Below are 18002 nucleotides of genomic sequence, written 5' to 3'. Positions count from 1 at the left end.
GGGCTGGGGGGGCTGTTCAGGATCCTGGACCACAGGGTGTCCGATCAGCCGACGATCACTTTATCGTCCCGCAAACAGGCGGCCGAAGGTCCGAAATAAGGTCATATCAGGGCGCAGCATGGCCATGGCGTGTCTTTTCGCTCGGGCGTGACCGCCGCGACACGAAAGCGCTTTCGTGCAGCCGGCCTGTTCCAATCGTCCGATTTGGGATTAGATTCCAGCGATGGCCCTGGAATCTCAGTCCGCGCCCGTTGGCGGCGTCATCTTCTTCGAGCGGCGTGAGCTGGACCAGCTGATGCGCCTCTATGGCCGCATGGTCGCGGCCGGTGAGTGGCGCGACTACGGCATTGCTGGTCTCTCTGACTACGCCGTGTTCTCGATCTTCCGCCACGCGGCCGAGGCGCCGCTTTATCGCGTCGAGAAGCGTCCGGACCTGGCCCGCAAGCAGGGCGCATGGGCTGTGGTCGGCCAAGGCGGCCAGATCCTCAAGCGCGGCCACGAGCTGGCCCAGGTGCTGCGGGTGTTCGAGAAGGGCAAGTTCTCGGTCGTCGACTGAGCCAAGCGCGTCAGGCGAAAGTGTGAGCGGTTTCGCCGCCCGACGCGCGCCAACAAAGAACGGTTAGAACGAGAAGCCCAGCTTGGCGCCGACGAAGCGGCCATCGTTGTCATAGCCGCGCGCCGTGCCGATGCCGCTGGTGTCGGCGCTGGGCTGGATGCCGCACAGGACCCCGACGCCGCCAGAGACCGCGCCTTCCTTGCGCTCGATCGCCGTCCGGGCCACCCCGCGTGGCAGGGGCGGGCGCGCATTGGCGTAGCGCAGCTCGACCGGGCCGACCGGCTTCAGGTTCAGGGGCGTGGAGAGGTTCGGACCCTTGGCGACCGGCGGATAGGCCGGGATCGCCGTCTCGGCGTGGGCGACGGTGGCCAGCATCAGGCCGGCGGTCAGGGTGAGGGCTCGGATCATGCTCGTCTCCATCCCAGACAATGTGGGCGTGATGCGGGCAAAGAAAAAGCCCCGGCGGTTTCCCGCCGGGGCTTCGTCGTTTCGAATTTCAGCCTGCCTTAGCGACGGCTGCCCATGAAGCTGAGCAGGAAGCGGAACAGATTGATGAAGTTCAGATAGAGGTTCAGCGCGCCGTAGTTGGTGGCGACGGCCGTCGACTCGCGGTCACCGCCCAACTGGTAGTAGGTCATCTTCAGGTTCTGGGTGTCGTAGGCGATCAGGCCCGCGAAGATCAGCACGCCCAGGATGTTGATGATGAAGCCCAGGCCCGGCAGATGCAGGAAGGCTTGGACCAGCGAGGCCACCACCAAGCCGATCAGGCCCATGATCAAGAAGCTACCAAAGCCCGACAGGTCCTTCTTGGTCGTGTAACCGACCAGGCTCAGACCACCGAAGGCGATCGCCGTGACCAGGAAGGTCGCGAAGACCGACTGCACGTTATAGACGATCAGCCACAGGCCCAGGCCCGCGCCGATCGAGGCGACCAGCGCCCAGTACAGGATGCCCGAGGTGCGCGCCGTCGGCTTGATGAACATGGAGGCCACGATCATCACGAGCGGCGCGAAGCGCAGGACCATGCCCATCAACGTGAAGCCCAGCAGGCGGCCGTCCGGGGTCAGTTCGTAGAGCACGTTGGCGATCGAGGGCACATAGCCGCTGGTCAGGAAGGCCAGGCCGGCCGACAGCAGGAGACCCAGCGCCACCTTGTTGTAGACGCCGAGCATGAAACTACGCAGGCCGGCGTCAACCGACATGTCGGCGCGATCCGCCGGGATCGAGCGCGCGTAGTCGCGGTTGAAGTCGTTCATCGAATTAAGCCCTTGAGCTAGAGCGTCCACGGTGGACGCCTCATCAATATCGGGTGTCCCGGGCGAGCGCGCAATCCCCTCACGAAAGTGTTCATGGTATGCGTTCGTGAAAGCGGCTGAACAGCGCTCAGCCTTGCGGGACAACGGCAGACGCTCGTAGAAAGCTCCCCCGACAAGGCTAAACAGGGGCGCATCGCCGATGGACTACGTCAAGCTGGGCCGCACGGACGTGTCCGTCTCGCGCTGCTGCCTGGGCACCATGACCTGGGGCTCGCAGAATTCCGAAGCCGAAGCGCACGAACAGATGGACTACGCGCTCTCGCGCGGGGTCAACTTCTGGGACACGGCGGAGATGTACGCCAGCCCGCCCAATCCGGAGACGCAAGGCCGCACCGAGCAACATATCGGCGCGTGGCTGGAGAAGACCGGCAAGCGCCACGAGATCGTGCTGGCCTCCAAGGTGGCCGGCCAGGGCGCGGCCTTCGGCGGCCTTCCGTGGATGCGCAAGGACGGGGCGACCACCCGCCAGACCAAGGCCCAGATCGACGAGGCCGTCGAGGGCTCGCTGCGCCGCCTGAAGACCGACTATCTCGACCTCTATCAACTGCACTGGCCCGACCGGAAGGTGCGGGTCTTCGGCGGGGCCGGCTACACCGACTACGAGCAGGACTTCGAGAGCTTCGGCGACATCCTCGAGGCGCTGGACGCCCACGTGAAGAAGGGCTCGATCCGCCATGTCGGCGTCTCGAACGAGTTCCCCTGGGGCGTGATGAAATTCCTGGCCGAGAGCGAGACCCCAAGAAATGGAGGTGGGGGCCTGCCCCGCATCGCCTCGATCCAGAACGCCTACCACCTGGCCAACCGCACCTTCGAGACGGGCCTGGCCGAGATCGCCATGCGCGAGCAGGTGGGCCTCTTGGCCTATTCGCCCCTGGCCCAGGGCCAGCTGACCGGCAAGTACCTGGACGGCGCCTTGCCCGAAGGCTCCCGCAAGGCGCTCTACAACCGCATGCAGCGTTACGAGGGTCCCGGCGCGGCCGAGGCGTTCCGCGCCTATGTGGACCTGGCCAAGGCCAATGGCCTGGACCCGGCCCAGCTGGCGCTGAAGTTCTGCGACACCCGCCCCTTCGTGACCGCCACCATCATCGGCGCCACCTCGATGGAGCAGTTGAAGACGAACATCGACGCCTTCGACCTGACCTGGACCGACGACCTGGAAAAGGCCGTCAACGCCATCCACGTCCAACACCCCAGCCCCTGCCCGTAGAGCGCGTTCCGAAAAGTGGGAACCGGTTTTCGGAAAAAACGCCCGTCAGAACAAAGACTCGGATGATCCGCCTCTTCACCGCCATCGCCATCCCGCCGGAGATCGGCCAGGGCCTGCTCTCGCGCCAGCACGGCATCGAGGGCGCGCGCTGGCGGCCGCTGGAGGCGTTCCACATCACCCTGCGGTTCATCGGCGACGTGCAGGAGCCGGTGGCGGCGGAGCTGGACGAGGCGCTGGAGCAGATCCAGGCCCCGGCCTTCGACCTGGAACTGACCCGCGCCGGCCACTTCGGCGAGGGCGCCGACATCCACGCCGTCTGGGCCGGGGTCGAGGACAGCGCGCCGCTGCGCCGGCTGCAGAAGGCCAATGAGAGCGCCGCCCGGTCGGTGGAGCTGAAGCCCGAGAGCCGGCTCTACACGCCGCACGTCACCCTGGCCTATCTGAAGCGCGCGGCGGCGCAGGAGGTCGGGGCCTGGATCCAGACCCACAATCTGCTGCATTCCCCGGCCTTCCACGTCGATCGCTTCGGCCTCTATTCCAGCTGGCAGACCAGCGAGGGCTCGGCCTACCGGCTGGAACGGGAATATCCGCTAGCGCCCGCCAGCTAGGGCGTTGGCCGTCTGGGCCAGCAGCATGTAGCCGGCCGCGACGTTCACGACGTACTCGTTCTCGCCCCACAGGAAGGGCCAGTCCTCCTTGTTCTCGGGGAGGTCCGGCTTGATGATCAGCACGCCCGGCACGACGCCGCCGGCGATGAAGCTGAAGTCGGCGCGGTTGTTGCCATAGGCCACTTCCTTCGACTGGGTCCCGACGCCGGAGACCAGCGACAGGTTCGAGCCCGGATGGGTTCCGTAGAGATAGTCGAGGGCGCGGAAGACGCCGTCGGCCGGGACGATGTCGGGGAAGGCCTTGCGCAAGGCCGCGTGGGTCAGGCCCGCCTCGACCACCTGGCCGCTGCCGGCCCAGCCGCCCGTGCCGATGAACACCCCGAACGGATTGTCCTTGGCGTGCTGGGCGTCCGCCGCCAGCCAGGCGCGGACCGCCGGCTCCATCCGGGCCTTGTACGCGGCCGGCATGAACGGGATCGCCAGGGCGGCGGTGCGGGCGTTGGCGGCGAAACGCTTCTCGACCTCTGGCCACATCGCCTCAATGCGCGCGGCGTATTTCGGGTCCTGGGTGGTGACCAGAAGCTCGACCGTGGCGTCGAACTCCTCGTCGGTCAGGTTGCCGCCGGTGGTGTTGCCGTGGCGGTAGAGGTCGGGCGGATGGCTGTGTTCGTCGTCCCAGACGCGCTTGGCGATGGCCAGGCTCTCGTCGGCCAGGGCGTCGTCGGCGCCCCGCAAAGCGCGGCTGGCGGCGGCGAGGGCGGCGGCCGAGCCGTAGTTGAGCGCGGAGGATTTGCTGGTGAAGGCCCAGCGGTCGTCCTTGGTGCCGGGAATGCCGTCGGTCTTGGTCACCGCGTCGCCCAGGTGGGTGTACTGGCCGAGGTCGGGCTCGACGATACCGTGGATGGCGTGGCCGACCGCGCGGTGCTGGGCGACCAGCTGCAGGGTCCCATGGCGGATCTGCTGGACGAGGTCGGGCTTGCCGTCCGGGACGTGGATCTCGACCCGGCGCTTCGTGTCATCGACGCTGGTCTGGTCGCGGGTCGGGCGGAACTGCTCCCAGGTCTGCACCATGTCGCTCACGACCGCGTACTGGGTCTGGGTGCGGATATCGAAGTCGCCGGCGTCGAACCAGCCGCCGACATTGAGGCCGGGGATGTGCTCGCCCGGCTTGAACGGCGTGTCGGTGGTCGGGCCCTGGGCGTAGAGGTCGAGGTGCTCGTGGTTCACCGGCGCTTGAAGGGCGTCGTCCTTGTGCGCCTCGCCGTGCCAGACGCGATAGGCCTCGTTGACGAACATGTGGTCCATGGCGACCGGGAAATAGACGTCCAGCGTCGGATGCCAGGCGTCGGCGAAGACGTCCGGCCCGATGCGGAACGGGGCGCTGCGGGTCTTGCCGTATTCGATCACATAGGCGCCAGGCTGCTTGACGGCGCTGAAGTCGAACCGGCCGTAGGTATAGCGCAGGTAGCGGCCCCACGGCTTGACCGGACCTTCCAGGGCGGTGGTGAAGGCGCCGGTGTCGGAGATGCGGAGCAGTCGGGCGGTCGCCGCCGGCTTGTCGGCCGCGTCCAGCTCGATCACCGCCGTCTTGGCCTGGTTCGGCGCGTAGCCAACCTGGGAGTGGGCGATCATCGGCGGGCGGACCCAGGCGGCGTCGGCCTGGGGCGACAGGGTCCATTCCAGCACCTTGCCGGTCTTGCCCGAGGGAAGCATCCCGCGCGCCACGAACCAGCCGTTCTGGGCCTGGTTGCGGCCATCATAGAGGGCGATGGGCGCGGACGAGGTCAGGGTCACGCGATGGGTCGCGTCCTCGGGGGCCAGCACGAAGCGCCTTCCCTGGGCCAGCGGCAGCGGCTCGGGCCGGCCGTCCACGGGCGCCATGTCGCTGGCCGGATAGAGTGGGAAGGCGCCGGCCTTGCCGTCGGCCATGAAGGTCTTGCGGAAATAGGCGGACGGCAGGAATTCCAGGTTGAAGCCGGCCTTGCCCTCCAGCGCCTGGGGCAGGGGCTTGTCCAGCACGATGCTGACCACGACGTCGCCGCCGCGCGGCTCGGAGCGGATCACGTATCGGAAGCCGTGCTCGGCGTATTCGAGCGTGGCCTCGACCACGCCGGTCTTGGGATCGGCCTTGCGGTCGACCAGCTTGCCGATCGGGTCCCACTGGCCGGGCGTCGGCGAGAGGCGGACATCGCCATTGGTGGCCGTGCGCACGCCGCGCTGGATCAGCTCGACCCCGCTGATCTTGGCGTCGCTGAACAGGCTGTCGTACCAGTTGCTGAACACCAGCACCTCGGCCCCCGGCGCGGCGTAGTAGCCGGCGTCGTTCAGCTTCATCTGCGGGACTTGGGCGTAGGCGCCAAATCCAAGAGAGGTTGTCGCCATGAGACCGGCGAGCGAAAGGGCGAGCGAGGCTCCGCGCATCTTTGAGTTTCCTCCTGGCCCGTCGAACGCGGGTCTTGCCATCGAGGGTTGCGGGCGGAAGACAGCGCCGTCAATCGAAATCTGTTACCGGTCACATTTCTGTCTGGGAGCCGTTCTGCGTGCTGTCGCTTGACGGCCTATCGGCGGCGGCACACAAGCCGCTGGTGACCGACGCCGCTCCCCCCGCCTCCGCCGAGACCTCGCCCGCTCCCAAGAAGGGCGGGCTGCTCAAGTCGTCGATGATCTATTCCAGCCTGACCCTGGTCAGCCGGTTCATGGGCTTCGCGCGCGATCTGGCCGTCTCGTACCGGATGGGGGCCAGCGCCACCCCGGCCGCCGACGCCTACAACGCGGCCCTGGCGTTCCCGAACCTGTTCCGCCGGTTCTTCGCGGAGGGCGCCTTCGCGGCGGCCTTCGTGCCGGCCTACGCCAAGTCGCTGCAGCGCGACGGCGAGGAGAAGGCCGACATCCTGGCCGCCGACGCCATGGCCACCCTGGCGGCCTCGACCATCATCATCACCGTCGTCTGCCAGCTGGCCATGCCGTGGCTGATGATGCTGATCAGCCCGGGCTTCGGCTGGGGCACCGAGAAGTACAAGCTGGCGGTGCTGCTGACCCAGATCACCATGCCGTACCTGCCGTGCATGGCGATCGTGGCCCACCTGTCGGGCGTTCTGAACGCCCGCGACCGCTTCATCCTGTCGGCCGGCGCGCCGATCCTGCTGAACATCTGCACCCTGGCCTTCATCCTGCCCCAGACCACGGCGGTCGGGGCGGCGCAGTGGGGCTCGATCGGCGTCATCGTGGCCGGCGTCGCGCAAGCCTCCCTGCTGACCTGGGGCGTCAACAAGTCCGGCGCCCAGGTCCACTGGCGGATGCCACGCCTGACCCCGGAAGTGCGCGAGCTGATCGGCAAGGCCATCCCGGGGGCTCTCGCGGCCAGCGCCACCCAGGTCAACATCTTCATCTCCGGCAACCTGGCCAGCCACGTGCCCGGCGGCCGGACCTGGCTGGCCACTGCCGATCGCCTCTACCAGCTGCCACTGGGCCTGGTGGGCGTGGCCATTGGCGTCGCCCTGCTGCCGCGCCTGTCGCGCGCCGTGCACTCGGGCGACCGCGAGGACGCCCAGAGCGCGATGGACCAGGGTATCACCCTGGCCATGGCCCTGACCCTGCCGGCCGCCGCGGCCCTGATCGCCATGCCGGGCTTCCTGTCGGACGGTCTCTATACGCGCGGCGAGTTCACCGCCTTCGACGCCAGCCAGACGGCGGCGGCGCTGTTCTTCTACGGCCTGGGCACCCCGGCCTTCGTGCTGCAGCAGCTCTATTCGCGGGCCTTCTTCGCGCGCGGCGACACCAAGAGCCCGATGCGCTACGCCCTGATCTCGGTGGGCGTGAACATCGCGTTCGGCGTGGTGCTGTTCCAGTGGGTCGGCGTGCGCGGCATCGCGGCGGCGACCGCCATCGCCTCGTGGATCAATGTCGGCCAGATGGCCTGGGGCCTGTCGGCCAAGAAGGAATACGGCCCCAGCCTGCAGACCTGGTCGCGGCTGGCGCGGATCCTGATCGCCAGCCTGGGCATGGGCCTGGCGCTGGCCACCGCCGCGCACTACCGCGAGCTGATCGAGGCGCCGCTTCGCGCCATCGGCCTGCATGGCCACGCCCTGGGGGCCAAGGAGGTCGCCCTGGCCCTGACGTGCCTCGCCGGCGTGGCGGTCTATCCGCCGCTGCTGTTCCTGTTCGGCGGCGTCAAGCCGGCCGAGCTGAAGGCGGCGCTTCGCCGGGGCAAGGCTTGATCCATGCCCGCGAGGAGGCTAACCAGCGGGGCATGGCTCCGATCGGTCTCCTCGCGCCGCGATGGCGCGGCTCTTTCCGACTTTAGGCTTTGCGTCCGCTGGACGCAGAGCGCGCATCCGCGCCTAGCCACCCCATTCGAATTCTACAGCCAAGGCTGAAGCCATGACCGACCAAACTCCCGTCGCCTATACGGGCCCCAACCGCGTGCTCTCGGGCGTCCAGCCCTCGGGCGCCCTGCACCTGGGCAACTATCTCGGCGCGCTGGTGAAGTTCTCCCGCCTGCAGCACGAGATCGACACCTTCATCTTCGTGGCCGACCTGCACGCCATCACCGTCTGGCAGGACCCGGCGCTGCTGGCCCAGCAGACCCGCGAGATCGCCGCCGCCTACATCGCCTCGGGCCTGGACCCGGACAAGGCGACGATCTTCCCGCAGTCGGCGGTGCGCGAGCACGCCGAGCTGGCCTGGATCTTCCAGTGCGTCGCCCGCCTCGGCTGGCTCGACCGCATGACCCAGTTCAAGGAGAAGAGCGGCAAGCACAAGGAGCGCAGCTCGGTGGGCCTCTACACCTATCCGGTGCTGCAGGCGGCCGACATCCTGGTCTACAAGGCCACCCACGTGCCGGTCGGCGAGGATCAGAAGCAGCACCTGGAGCTGACCCGCGACATCGCCCAGAAGTTCAACCACGACTTCGGCGCGCCGGGCTTCTTCCCGCAGCCCGATCCGCTGATCCAGGGTCCTGGCGCGCGCGTGATGAGCCTGCGCGACGGTTCGGCCAAGATGAGCAAGTCCGACCCGTCGGACAATTCGCGCATCAACCTGACCGACGACGCCGACACCATCGCCGCCAAGATCAAGAAGGCCCGCACCGATCCGGAACCGCTGCCGGAAACCCTGGAGGAGCTGACCGCCCGCGCCGAGGCCGACAACCTGGTCGGCATCTTCGCGGCGCTGTCGGGCCGGACCAAGGCCGAGGTGCTGGCTGACTACGCCGGCAAGGGCTTCGGCGCCTTCAAGCCGGACCTGGCGGACCTGGCGGTCGAGAAGCTGGCCCCGGTCGGCGACAAGATGCGCGGCCTGCTCGGCGATCCGGCGGTGCTGGACGCCATCCTGGCCAAGGGCGCGGCCAAGGCCTCCGAAGCCGCCGCCCCGACCCTGGCCGAGGTCAAGAAGCTGGTCGGCTTCTGGGGGGCTTGAGGTCTGCGTTGAAGCGGCGTTCTGTCAGGTCATGACCGACGCCGCTTCAGCTCCTGCCGTTCAAGGCCGCCGCAAGTTCCTCGTCATCGCCGACGACACGCCGGAGTTCGCGGCGGCCCTGAAATACGCCTGCCGCCGCGCGCGCTCGACCAATGGTCACGTGGCGCTGCTGAAGGTGATCTCGCCCGCCGAGTTCGAGCACTGGAGCGGCGTGCGCGAGGAGATCGAGCGCCAGGAGCGCGAGGAGGCCGAGGCCCTGCTCCAGAGCCTCGCCGCTCAGGTCGTGGCCGCCACCGGCCTGCCGCCCGAGTTCATCATCAAGCACGCCGACAGCGTCCGCACGGCGCTGAAGCAGGTCATCGCCGCCGACCCGGCCATCAAGATCCTGATCCTGGCCACCTCGACGGCCGGCCGCGGCCCCGGCCCGCTGATCTCGGCCATCGCCAAGGAGGGCGTCGGCTTCGCCGGCCGCAAGCTGCCCGTCACCGTGGTGCCGGGCGACCTTACGGACGCGGAGATCGAAGCGCTGGCCTAGACGCCGACGCTCTTGTTCTTGCGCGCGGCGGACAGCAGCACGTTCAACAGCAGCATGAGGTTTTCGGCCGACGGCGCCCGAAACCAGGTCTCGCCATCGTACGACACCTGATTCAGCAGGGCCTTCTCGTCGCCCAGGTCGCCACGGACTTCATAGTCTTCGCGGATCGCCTCCAGCCGTATGGCGCGGACGCCCAGCGTCGTCAGGCCGACCAGATGGCTGTCGGTCAGCAGGGTCCAGCGGTGGTCGCCATCCTCAAGCATGGCGATGGGCGAACCCCGGCCTTCCCCGGCTCGGACCACGGCCAGCGCCTGGCGATCCGGCGTCAGGTTCTCGACCAGGGCGCCTGGAAGGTGTTCGCCGAAGGTTCGGCGGGCTTTCAGACGGACCAGATCGGCGAGGCTCATGCCCTTAAGCTTAGACCCGCTCCGGGATCTGCACCATCATCCGCTCGTAGCCCTTCACGAAGGTCGAGTGGACGCGCTTGGGTTCTTCCAGGACCTCGATGCGGGGGAAACGCTTGAGCACCTCTTCCCAGACGATCTTCAGCTGCATCTCGGCCAGGCGATTACCGACGCAACGGTGGATGCCGAAGCCGAACGACAGGTGGCGACGGGCCTGGGGCCGGTCGATGATGAAGGCGTCGGCGTTCTCGATCACGGTGTCGTCGCGGTTGCCCGAGACGTACCACATGACGACCTTGTCGCCCTTCTTGATGGTCTTGCCGGCGAGCTCGTAGTCCTCCAGCGCCGTGCGGCGCATGTGGGCCAGCGGGGTCTGCCAGCGGATGATCTCCGAGACCATGTTCGGGATCAGCGAAGGATCGGCGCGCAGCTTGGCTTCTTCCTGCGGGTTCTTCGACAGGGCGTAGAGGCCGCCGGTCAGCGAGTTGCGGGTGGTGTCGTTGCCGCCGACGATCAGCAGGATGACATTGCCCAGATATTCGAAGGGCGGCATGTCGCGGGTGGCCTCGCCGTGAGCCAGCATCGAGATCAGGTCGCTGCCCGGCTCGGTCTGGTTGACCCGCTCGTTCCACAGGTTGGTGAAGTAGGCGAGGCACTCCAGCAGCTCGGCGCGGCGCTGGTCCTCGCTCTCGACGATGCCGCTCTCGGGCGAGGCGGTGGCGACGTCCGACCAGCGGGTCAGCTTGCGGCGCTCTTCCCAAGGGAAGTCGAACAGGGTGGCCAGCATCTGGGTGGTCAGCTCGATCGAGACCTTGTCGACCCAGTCGAACGGCTCGTCGATCGGCAGCGTGTCCAGGATCTGGCAGACCCGCTCGCGGATGATGCCTTCCAGCCGGCCCAGGTTCTGCGGCGAGACGATCGGGCTGACCGTCTTGCGCTGGATGTCGTGCTTGGGCTGGTCCATGGCGATGAACATCGGCAGGACGAAGTCCTCGTCGAAGTCACGGATGGTGATGCCGCCCAGGTGCGCGTCCGACGAGAAGACCTGGTGGGTCGTGTCGACGGTCATGATGTCGTTGTAGCGGGTGATCGACCAGTAGGGCCCGATCTCCTCGTTGCCCTTCGACCAGTGGACGGGGTCTTCTTTCCGCAGGCGTTCGAAGTAGGGCCACATGGCGTCGGCCTGGAACAGGTCCGGATCGGCCACGTGATAGTCCTCGAGAGGAATGGAATAGGCCCGCGCGCGCGCCGCTTCCTTCAGGTCAACCGAACCATCGCTCATCTTGGATCCTCCCACGGATCGATGTTTTGCGAGCATATCGTCAGAAAATGACGCCGGTGTCACTTTTAAAATGCGACGACTCACCGGTCTTGCGTCACGACCTCGCGAGGTCCATTTCAGGGCCATGTTCATTCAGACCGAAACCACCCCGAACCCCGAGGTCCTGAAGTTCCTGCCCGGCCGCGAAGTGCTGGGTGAGGGCGCTCGGGAATTCCGCACGCCGGAAGAGGGCGACGCCTCGCCGCTGGCCAAGGCCCTGTTCGACCTCGGCGACGTGACGCGGGTGTTCTTCGGTCCGGACTTCCTGACCGTGACCAAGGGCGAGGACGCCCAGTGGCCGCACCTGAAGGCGCCGATCCTGGCGGCGATCATGGACCATTTCACCAGCGGCCGGCCGGTGCTGCTGGACCAGGCCTCGGGCGCCGAGGGTGGCCATGACGAGGACGGCGTCTATGACGAGGACACCGCCCAGATCGTCGCCGAGATCAAGGACCTGCTCGACACCCGCATCCGTCCGGCCGTGGCCCAGGACGGCGGCGACATCGTCTTCTCGCGCTTCGAGCCGCAGACCGGCGTCGTCTGGCTGCACATGCGCGGCGCCTGCTCGGGCTGCCCGTCGTCGTCGGCGACCCTGAAGTCGGGCGTCGAGAACATGCTCAAGCACTATGTGCCGGAAGTGACCCGGGTCGAGCAGACGCTCTAAAGGCGCGAGAAGTCTTTCTTGGGGTGTTGATCTTGGCGCGGGCGCCTATATCGTAACTCTCAGAGTTACAGATAGCCTACCGAAGGATCGACCATGGCCAAGCTCGAAGACGCGACGCTCGCCCAGCTGTTCACCGAAGCCCGCACCCGCAACGGCTGGGACCCGACGCCCCTGCCGGAAAGCACGCTGCGCGAGCTTTACGAACTGACCAAGTTCGGCCCCACGGCCGCCAACTCCACCCCGGCCCGCTTCTATTTCGTGGTCTCGCAAGAGGCCAAGGAGCGCCTGGCCAAGCTGTCGTCGGGCTCGAACGCCCCGAAGATCCTGCAGGCCCCGGCCACCGTGATCATCGGCTACGACCTCGACTTCCCGGAAACCCTGCCCAAGCTGTTCCCGCACGCCCCGGGCGCCAAGGACTGGTTCAACGACCTGCAGGCCCGCGAGTGGGGCGCCCTGCGCAACAGCTCGCTGCAAGGCGGCTACTTCATCCTGGCGGCGCGGGCTCTTGGCCTGGACGTCGGCGCGATGTCGGGCTTCGACAATGCCGGCGTGGACGCGGAGTTCTTCGCGGGCACCAACATCAAGAGCAACTTCATCGCCTCGATCGGCCACGGCACGGAAGAGGGCCTGTTCCCGCGCAATCCGCGCCTGGACTTCGACGAAGCGGCGAAGATTCTGTAGTCCAACAAAGCTTGTCATCCCGGCCGCAGCGAAGCGGAGAGCCGGGACCCAGGGGCCACCGCACTGGGCTTGGCCCCTGGGTCCCGGACAGCCTCTGCGAGGCTTCCGGGATGACAAGAGTTTTGTACGCTTAGCGTACATTCGCTAGAAGGAGGGTTATGACCCTCCGCCACACCCTTCTCGCCCTGCCGCTCGTGCTGCTCGCCGCCTGTGGGCCGGCGAAGAAGGACGAGGCCCCCGCCGCTCCGGCCGCTGAGGCTGGGACCAAAGCGCCTGTCCGCGTCGCCATCGCGCCTTATGCCGGTAGCCCGCTGAAGGTCAGCAACGACGGCGTCGGTCCGATCAACGGTTCGGTGGCCTTCGACCTCAATACGCTGAAGGTCCTGTTCCCGAAGGCCAAGGTCGAGCAGGCCTTCCTGCACTTCGGCGAAGGCCCGCCCCAGGCGATCATCAATGTCGAGCAGGACAACGTCCCGCTGGCCGAGATCGGCAAGACGCCTGAAGGTGAAGATGGCTCGGCCGAGATCGCCTATGTCCGCGTCAATGCCGGCGACGCGCGCGGTCCCAAGGATGAGCAACTGCTGGCCAAGTGGGCCGACCTCGGCTTCACGGTCGATCAGTGCCGGGCCGGTGAAGGCCGCGAGGTCAACATGACCATCTGCGTCCGCCCCGAAGCGCCCCAGGTGTCGTACGTGTTCGGGGTCCCCGGCTACACCGGCAAGGCCGTGCCGCCCGAGGCGACCCTGAAGGCCAAGGGCCAGCTGAACGAGTTCGTCTGGCGTCCGGCCGAAGGCGCGGTCGTCGGCGCCGGCTGATCCATGATCCTGTCGATCGACACCTGCCTCGGCGCCAGCTCGGTCGCCGTGCTGGACGGCGAGCGCGTGCTGGCCGCCAAGAGCGAGCCCATGACCCGCGGCCACCAGGAGCGCATCGGCGTCCTGGCGCGTGAAGCCGCAACTGAAGCGGGCATCGCCTTTTCCGACCTCACCCGCATCGGCGTCACGGTCGGCCCGGGCTCGTTCACCGGCCTGCGCGTGGGCCTGGCCTTCGCCAAGGGTCTGGCCACGGCGCTGTCGATCCCGTGCGTCGGGGTCAACACGCTGGAGAGCCTGGCGTTCGGCCAAAAAGGCTTCGTCGCCGCCGTGCTCGATGCGCGGATGGCCCAAGTGTACATCCAGGTCTTCGCCGACGGCGTCTCGCTGATGGCCCCCGACGCCCTGGGCCTGGGTGAAGCCGCCGCGCGGCTGGCCGAGCTCTATTCGGGCGGTCCGGCGACCCTGATCGGCTCCGGCGGACCGCTGCTGGCCGACGCGCTGAGCAGCGCGATCGTGCTGACCCCGGCCGCGCCCGATCCGGTCTCCATCGCGCGCCTCGTCGCCAAGAAGCCAGCCCCGAGCCATTCGCCCCGGCCGCTCTATCTGCGGGCGCCCTACGCGACGTTGCCGGCCGCATGAACCTGCGTCCCGTTGGGCCAGAGGCCTCTTTCGATCTCGCCGACCTGCACGACAAGGCCTTCCCCCGGCCCTGGACGGCGCTGGAGTTCGACGAACTGCTGAAATCGCCCGGCGCCTTCGCCGTGTTGGGCGAGGCCGGTGAGCCGACGGAAGCCAAGGGCTTCATCCTGTGCCGGTCGATCGCCGGCGAGGCCGAGATCCTGACCATCGCCGTCGATCCGGTCGCCCGCCGGCGCGGTTGGGGCGCCGCTCTGGTCGAGATCGCCGCCGGCATCGCCGTCGAGACCGGCTCGGAGGCGATGTTCCTGGAGGTGGCCGCCGACAATCTGGCGGCCATCGCGCTCTATCAATCGACTGGTTTTTCCAAGGTCGGCCTGCGTAAAGGCTATTATCCCCATCCGGATGGGGCCAAGGACGCGCTTGTCATGCGGCGGGCGCTTAACAGTTAGCGACCGACCCCCTATCTTGCCCGCGACTCAAGACGGAGCTCCGCCGTGGATCGACTCGAAAAGGCCTGTATCGAAAAAGGCATGCGCATGACGGACCAGCGCCGCGTGATCGCGCGCGTGCTGTCGTCCGCCGACGACCATCCGGACGTCGAGGAGCTGCACCGCCGGGCCCACGCCATCGACCCGCACATCTCGATCGCCACCGTGTACCGCACGGTCCGCCTGTTCGAGGAAAGCGGCATCATCGAGCGCCACGACTTCCGTGACGGCCGTTCGCGTTACGAAGAGACGCCCGACCACCACCACGACCACCTGATCGACATGAAGACCGGCAAGGTCGTCGAGTTCGTGGACGAGGAGATCGAGGCCCTGCAGCACGCGATCGCCCGCAAGCTCGGCTACAAGCTGATCGACCACCGGCTGGAGCTCTACGGCGTGCCGCTGGAGGACTAAGCGGCAGATGCTCCCCTTTTGGGGGAGCTGTCGCGGAGCGACTGAGGGGGCTAATGCCGTGTAGGCCGCGCTGCCCCCTCCGGCCCTCTGGGCCACCTCCCCCGGAGGGGAGGATCTAGGCCGCGACCTTGCACGTTCGGCCGCGTGACCCCATAACCTCGCCCATGAGCGAGACCCCGCAAAAGCGCCTCTATATCAAGACCTACGGCTGTCAGATGAACGTCTATGACAGCGAGCGCATGGCCGATGTCCTGCGCCCGCTGGGCTATGGCGTGGTCGATGAGCCGGAAGGCGCGGACCTGGTGGTGCTGAACACCTGCCACATCCGCGAGAAGGCGACCGAGAAGGTCTATTCCGAGCTCGGCTACATCAAGCAGATGAAGGACCGGAAGGCCAAGGACGGCGGTCGCATGACCATCGCCGTGGCCGGCTGCGTCGCCCAGGCCGAGGGCAAGGAGATCATGCATCGCCAGCAGGCGGTCGATCTGGTCGTCGGTCCGCAGGCCTATCACCAGCTGCCCGAGCTGATCGCCCGCGCCCACCGGGCGACCGGCGAGCGCTTGGCCGCCGACTTCGCCGCCGACGAGAAGTTCGACGCCCTGCCGGCCGAGCGCCACGTGACCGGGGTCACCGCGTTCCTGACCGTGCAGGAGGGCTGCGACAAGTTCTGCACCTTCTGCGTGGTGCCCTATACGCGCGGCGGTGAGTGGTCGCGGCCGGTGAACGACATCGTCGAGGAGGCCAAGCAACTGGCCGGCAAGGGCGTGCGCGAGGTCACCCTGCTGGGCCAGAACGTCAACGCCTATGATGGCGACGGCTCGACCCTGGCCAAGCTGGTGCGCCAGCTGGCCAAGATCGATGGCCTGGACCGCATCCGCTACACGACCAGCCATCCGCGCGACATGGGCGAGGACCTGATCGAGGCCCACGGCGAGCTGCCGGAGCTGATGCCCTACCTCCACCTGCCGGTGCAGGCGGGTTCGGACAAGATCCTGAAAGCCATGAACCGCGACCACACGGCCGAAAGCTATGTGAAGCTGATCGAGAAGATCCGCGCCGCGCGGCCGGACATCGCCATGAGCGGCGACTTCATCGTCGGCTTCCCCGGCGAGCGCGACGGCGATTTCGAGAAGACCCTGGAGCTGGTCCGCGAGGTCGGCTTCGCTTCGGCCTTCTCGTTCAAGTATTCGCGCCGCCCCGGCACGCCGGCTTCGGCCATGCCCGGCCAGGTCGACGAGGCGGTCAAGGCCGAGCGCCTGGATCGCCTGAACCAGCTGCTTGATGAACAGCAGCGGGCCTTTAACGCGTCGCAGGTCGGCAAGGTCATGCCGGTGCTGTTCGAGAAGTCGGGCCGTCACCCTGGCCAGATCGTGGGTCGCAGCCCATATCTGCAGGCCGTCCATGCCTCGGGCCCTGAAAGCTTGATCGGGACGATCGTGCCTGTCCGTATCGAGGACGCCGCCAAGATGAGCCTGGCGGGCGTGCTCGAAACCTCTTCCGTTCTGGAGACCGCTTGAGCCGTACGCCTGAGTTCCTGCCGCTGTCGGACGACGCCGTCCACGCCGTTTCCGGCCCGTCGGGCCGCCACGCCGCCCTGATCGAGGACGCCTTCAAGGTGCTGATCGAGACGCCGGGCGGCGGCGTCACCATCACCGGCGACGCCCGGGGTCGCACCGGCGCCAAGCGCGTGCTGCAGAGCCTGGCGAGCCGCGCCGACGCGGGCGAGGAAGTGGTCGAGGCCGATGTCCGCATCGCCATCGGCGGCTCGCAGGAAGCCGGTGGCCAGGCCTCGCCCCGCGCGGTGCGCAAGGGCAATGTCTCGCCCAAGACCAAGGGCCAGGCCCACTACATGGAGGCGATGGCCACCCATCCGCTGTCCTTCGGCCTGGGTCCCGCCGGCACCGGCAAGACCTTCCTGGCCGTGGCCCATGGCGCGGGCATGCTGCTGCGCGGCGAGGTCGATCGTCTGATCGTCACCCGTCCCGCCGTCGAGGCCGGCGAGAAGCTGGGCTTCCTGCCGGGCGACCTGAACGAGAAGGTCGATCCGTACATGGCCCCGGTCTGGGAGGCCCTGACCGACATCATGGGCGCCGACCAGCTGCGTCGCCGCCGCGAGAAGCTGGAAATCGAGGTCGCGCCGATCGCCTTCATGCGCGGCCGCACGCTGGCCCACGCCTTCGTCATCGTCGACGAGGCCCAGAACTGCTCGCGCCTGCAGATGAAGATGGTCCTGACCCGGATCGGCGAGGGCGCCCGCATGGTCGTCACCGGCGACCCGACCCAGGTCGATCTGCTGAACCCGCGCGACTCCGGTCTCGCCCACGCCGTGTCGATTCTGGAAGGGGTCGAGGGCGTGTCGGTGTCGCGCTTCACCGCGTCGGACGTCGTGCGCCATCCGCTCGTCGAACGGATCGTAAAGGCCTATGACGCGGACGCGGCGCAGAATACACCGCGCTGATGACCATCACCGTAGACATCGAGATCGAGGACGAGGCCTGGACCGCGGCGGCCGAGGACGCCGAAGCCCTGGTCTGGCGCGCGGCCCAGGCCGTGCTGGACGCCCATGAGGACATCGAAGGCCAGGGGATCGTGATCCTGCTGACCGACGACGACAGCGTCCAGGCCCTCAATCGCGACTTCCGCCAGAAGGACTATGCGACCAACGTCCTGTCCTTCCCCTCGCCGCCCAATCCCGAGGGCCAGATCGGCGACATCGCCCTGGCCTACGGTGTCTGCGCACGCGAAGCGGCCGAGCAGGGCAAGTCTCTTGCGCACCACTTGCAACATCTGGTGGCGCACGGCGTGCTTCATCTCTTAGGATACGACCACGAGAACGACGAAGAGGCGGAAGCCATGGAAGCGTTCGAGCGCGAAATCCTGGCGGGCCTGGACGTTCCAGACCCCTATGCCGGTGATGAAGAGGGGCGCTGAACAGGGCC

21 protein-coding genes and 1 pseudogene are annotated in these 18002 nt (G+C 67.6%); 17 read left to right on the top strand and 5 right to left on the bottom strand.

Annotated features, from left to right (window positions below; all coding sequences use genetic code 11):
- The first annotated feature begins 223 nt into the window (after positions 1 to 223).
- Positions 224 to 556: a DUF2794 domain-containing protein gene (locus AC07YH_RS23770; RefSeq protein ID WP_494749373.1), complete on the top strand. Its 333-nt coding sequence runs from the start codon at positions 224 to 226 to the stop codon at positions 554 to 556.
- Between the two features lie 63 nt (positions 557 to 619).
- Here AC07YH_RS23770 and AC07YH_RS23765 read toward each other — a convergent pair whose 3' ends face one another.
- Together AC07YH_RS23765 and AC07YH_RS23760 are read right to left on the bottom strand one after the other, a co-directional pair.
- A complete protein-coding gene (locus AC07YH_RS23765; RefSeq protein ID WP_494749372.1) occupies positions 620 to 964 on the bottom strand; it encodes a hypothetical protein in 345 nt (114 codons plus the stop codon).
- Positions 965 to 1062: 98 nt separating this feature from the next.
- Positions 1063 to 1812 (bottom strand): Bax inhibitor-1/YccA family protein, encoded by a 750-nt coding sequence (locus AC07YH_RS23760; protein WP_494749371.1) that lies wholly within the window; start codon positions 1810 to 1812, stop codon positions 1063 to 1065.
- Between the two features lie 199 nt (positions 1813 to 2011).
- On the opposite strand from AC07YH_RS23760, the gene AC07YH_RS23755 reads away from it, so the two are divergent.
- Together AC07YH_RS23755 and thpR are read left to right on the top strand one after the other, a co-directional pair.
- Positions 2012 to 3079: an aldo/keto reductase gene (locus tag AC07YH_RS23755; protein ID WP_494749370.1), complete on the top strand. Its 1068-nt coding sequence runs from the start codon at positions 2012 to 2014 to the stop codon at positions 3077 to 3079.
- Positions 3080 to 3141: 62 nt separating this feature from the next.
- On the top strand, positions 3142 to 3687 hold the full coding sequence (gene thpR, locus AC07YH_RS23750; RefSeq protein WP_494749369.1) for an RNA 2',3'-cyclic phosphodiesterase: 546 nt from the start codon (positions 3142 to 3144) through the stop codon (positions 3685 to 3687).
- Here the strand turns inward: thpR and AC07YH_RS23745 are convergent.
- Positions 3670 to 6021: a glycoside hydrolase family 9 protein gene (locus AC07YH_RS23745; RefSeq protein WP_494749368.1), complete on the bottom strand. Its 2352-nt coding sequence runs from the start codon at positions 6019 to 6021 to the stop codon at positions 3670 to 3672. The two genes, thpR and AC07YH_RS23745, sit on opposite strands and share 18 nt — an antisense overlap.
- A 251-nt stretch (positions 6022 to 6272) precedes the next feature.
- Between AC07YH_RS23745 and murJ the strand changes: the two genes are divergently transcribed.
- From murJ to AC07YH_RS23725, 4 genes are all read left to right on the top strand, one after another.
- Positions 6273 to 7904, top strand: a complete 1632-nt coding sequence (murJ, locus tag AC07YH_RS23740) for a murein biosynthesis integral membrane protein MurJ (protein ID WP_494749376.1) — start codon at positions 6273 to 6275, stop codon at positions 7902 to 7904.
- Positions 7905 to 7936: 32 nt separating this feature from the next.
- Positions 7937 to 7990 (top strand): hypothetical protein, encoded by a 54-nt coding sequence (locus AC07YH_RS23735; protein ID WP_494749375.1) that lies wholly within the window; start codon positions 7937 to 7939, stop codon positions 7988 to 7990.
- Positions 7991 to 8067: 77 nt separating this feature from the next.
- Positions 8068 to 9102 (top strand): tryptophan--tRNA ligase, encoded by a 1035-nt coding sequence (gene trpS, locus AC07YH_RS23730; protein WP_494749367.1) that lies wholly within the window; start codon positions 8068 to 8070, stop codon positions 9100 to 9102.
- A gap of 31 nt (positions 9103 to 9133) precedes the next feature.
- Positions 9134 to 9637 (top strand): universal stress protein, encoded by a 504-nt coding sequence (locus AC07YH_RS23725; RefSeq protein ID WP_494749366.1) that lies wholly within the window; start codon positions 9134 to 9136, stop codon positions 9635 to 9637.
- Here AC07YH_RS23725 and AC07YH_RS23720 read toward each other — a convergent pair.
- Both AC07YH_RS23720 and AC07YH_RS23715 read right to left on the bottom strand, forming a co-directional pair.
- The gene (locus tag AC07YH_RS23720) at positions 9634 to 10044 is read right to left on the bottom strand and encodes a hypothetical protein (RefSeq protein WP_494749365.1); all 411 of its coding nucleotides are present in this window, start codon (positions 10042 to 10044) and stop codon (positions 9634 to 9636) included. The genes AC07YH_RS23725 and AC07YH_RS23720 overlap by 4 nt on opposite strands.
- 10 nt (positions 10045 to 10054) lie before the next feature.
- A complete protein-coding gene (locus AC07YH_RS23715; RefSeq protein WP_494749364.1) occupies positions 10055 to 11323 on the bottom strand; it encodes a cytochrome P450 in 1269 nt (422 codons plus the stop codon).
- Between the two features lie 124 nt (positions 11324 to 11447).
- On the opposite strand from AC07YH_RS23715, the gene AC07YH_RS23710 reads away from it, so the two are divergent.
- The 10 genes and pseudogenes from AC07YH_RS23710 to ybeY all read left to right on the top strand — a co-directional run bounded on the left by AC07YH_RS23710 (position 11448) and on the right by ybeY (position 17994).
- The gene (locus AC07YH_RS23710) at positions 11448 to 12026 is read left to right on the top strand and encodes a NifU family protein (RefSeq protein WP_494749363.1); all 579 of its coding nucleotides are present in this window, start codon (positions 11448 to 11450) and stop codon (positions 12024 to 12026) included.
- 93 nt (positions 12027 to 12119) lie between these two features.
- Positions 12120 to 12707, top strand: coding sequence for a malonic semialdehyde reductase (locus tag AC07YH_RS23705; protein ID WP_494749362.1), 588 nt, complete (start codon positions 12120 to 12122; stop codon positions 12705 to 12707).
- Positions 12708 to 12716: 9 nt separating this feature from the next.
- Positions 12717 to 12855, top strand: a pseudogene (locus AC07YH_RS23700) (hypothetical protein); the annotation flags it as partial.
- 10 nt (positions 12856 to 12865) lie between these two features.
- Positions 12866 to 13522, top strand: a complete 657-nt coding sequence (locus AC07YH_RS23695) for a DUF1131 family protein (protein ID WP_494749361.1) — start codon at positions 12866 to 12868, stop codon at positions 13520 to 13522.
- Positions 13523 to 13525: 3 nt separating this feature from the next.
- Positions 13526 to 14161: a tRNA (adenosine(37)-N6)-threonylcarbamoyltransferase complex dimerization subunit type 1 TsaB gene (gene tsaB, locus AC07YH_RS23690; RefSeq protein ID WP_494749360.1), complete on the top strand. Its 636-nt coding sequence runs from the start codon at positions 13526 to 13528 to the stop codon at positions 14159 to 14161.
- Positions 14158 to 14610: a ribosomal protein S18-alanine N-acetyltransferase gene (rimI, locus tag AC07YH_RS23685; protein ID WP_494749359.1), complete on the top strand. Its 453-nt coding sequence runs from the start codon at positions 14158 to 14160 to the stop codon at positions 14608 to 14610. Before tsaB ends, rimI begins: the two co-directional genes overlap by 4 nt.
- A gap of 45 nt (positions 14611 to 14655) precedes the next feature.
- Entirely contained in the window at positions 14656 to 15063 is a 408-nt protein-coding gene (locus AC07YH_RS23680) for a Fur family transcriptional regulator (protein ID WP_494619867.1), read from the top strand.
- A gap of 164 nt (positions 15064 to 15227) precedes the next feature.
- Entirely contained in the window at positions 15228 to 16580 is a 1353-nt protein-coding gene (gene miaB, locus AC07YH_RS23675; protein ID WP_494749358.1) for a tRNA (N6-isopentenyl adenosine(37)-C2)-methylthiotransferase MiaB, read from the top strand.
- Positions 16577 to 17521 (top strand): PhoH family protein, encoded by a 945-nt coding sequence (locus AC07YH_RS23670; protein ID WP_494749357.1) that lies wholly within the window; start codon positions 16577 to 16579, stop codon positions 17519 to 17521. Before miaB ends, AC07YH_RS23670 begins: the two co-directional genes overlap by 4 nt.
- 17 nt (positions 17522 to 17538) lie before the next feature.
- On the top strand, positions 17539 to 17994 hold the full coding sequence (ybeY, locus tag AC07YH_RS23665) for an rRNA maturation RNase YbeY (protein ID WP_494749374.1): 456 nt from the start codon (positions 17539 to 17541) through the stop codon (positions 17992 to 17994).
- Positions 17995 to 18002 lie beyond the last annotated feature (8 nt).

The sequence above is a fragment of the Caulobacter sp. GW456-12-1-14-TSB4 genome, from assembly GCF_059424195.1.
The sequence above is the reverse complement of the archived record's forward strand: the minus strand, read 5'-3'. Positions and strand labels throughout refer to the sequence as shown.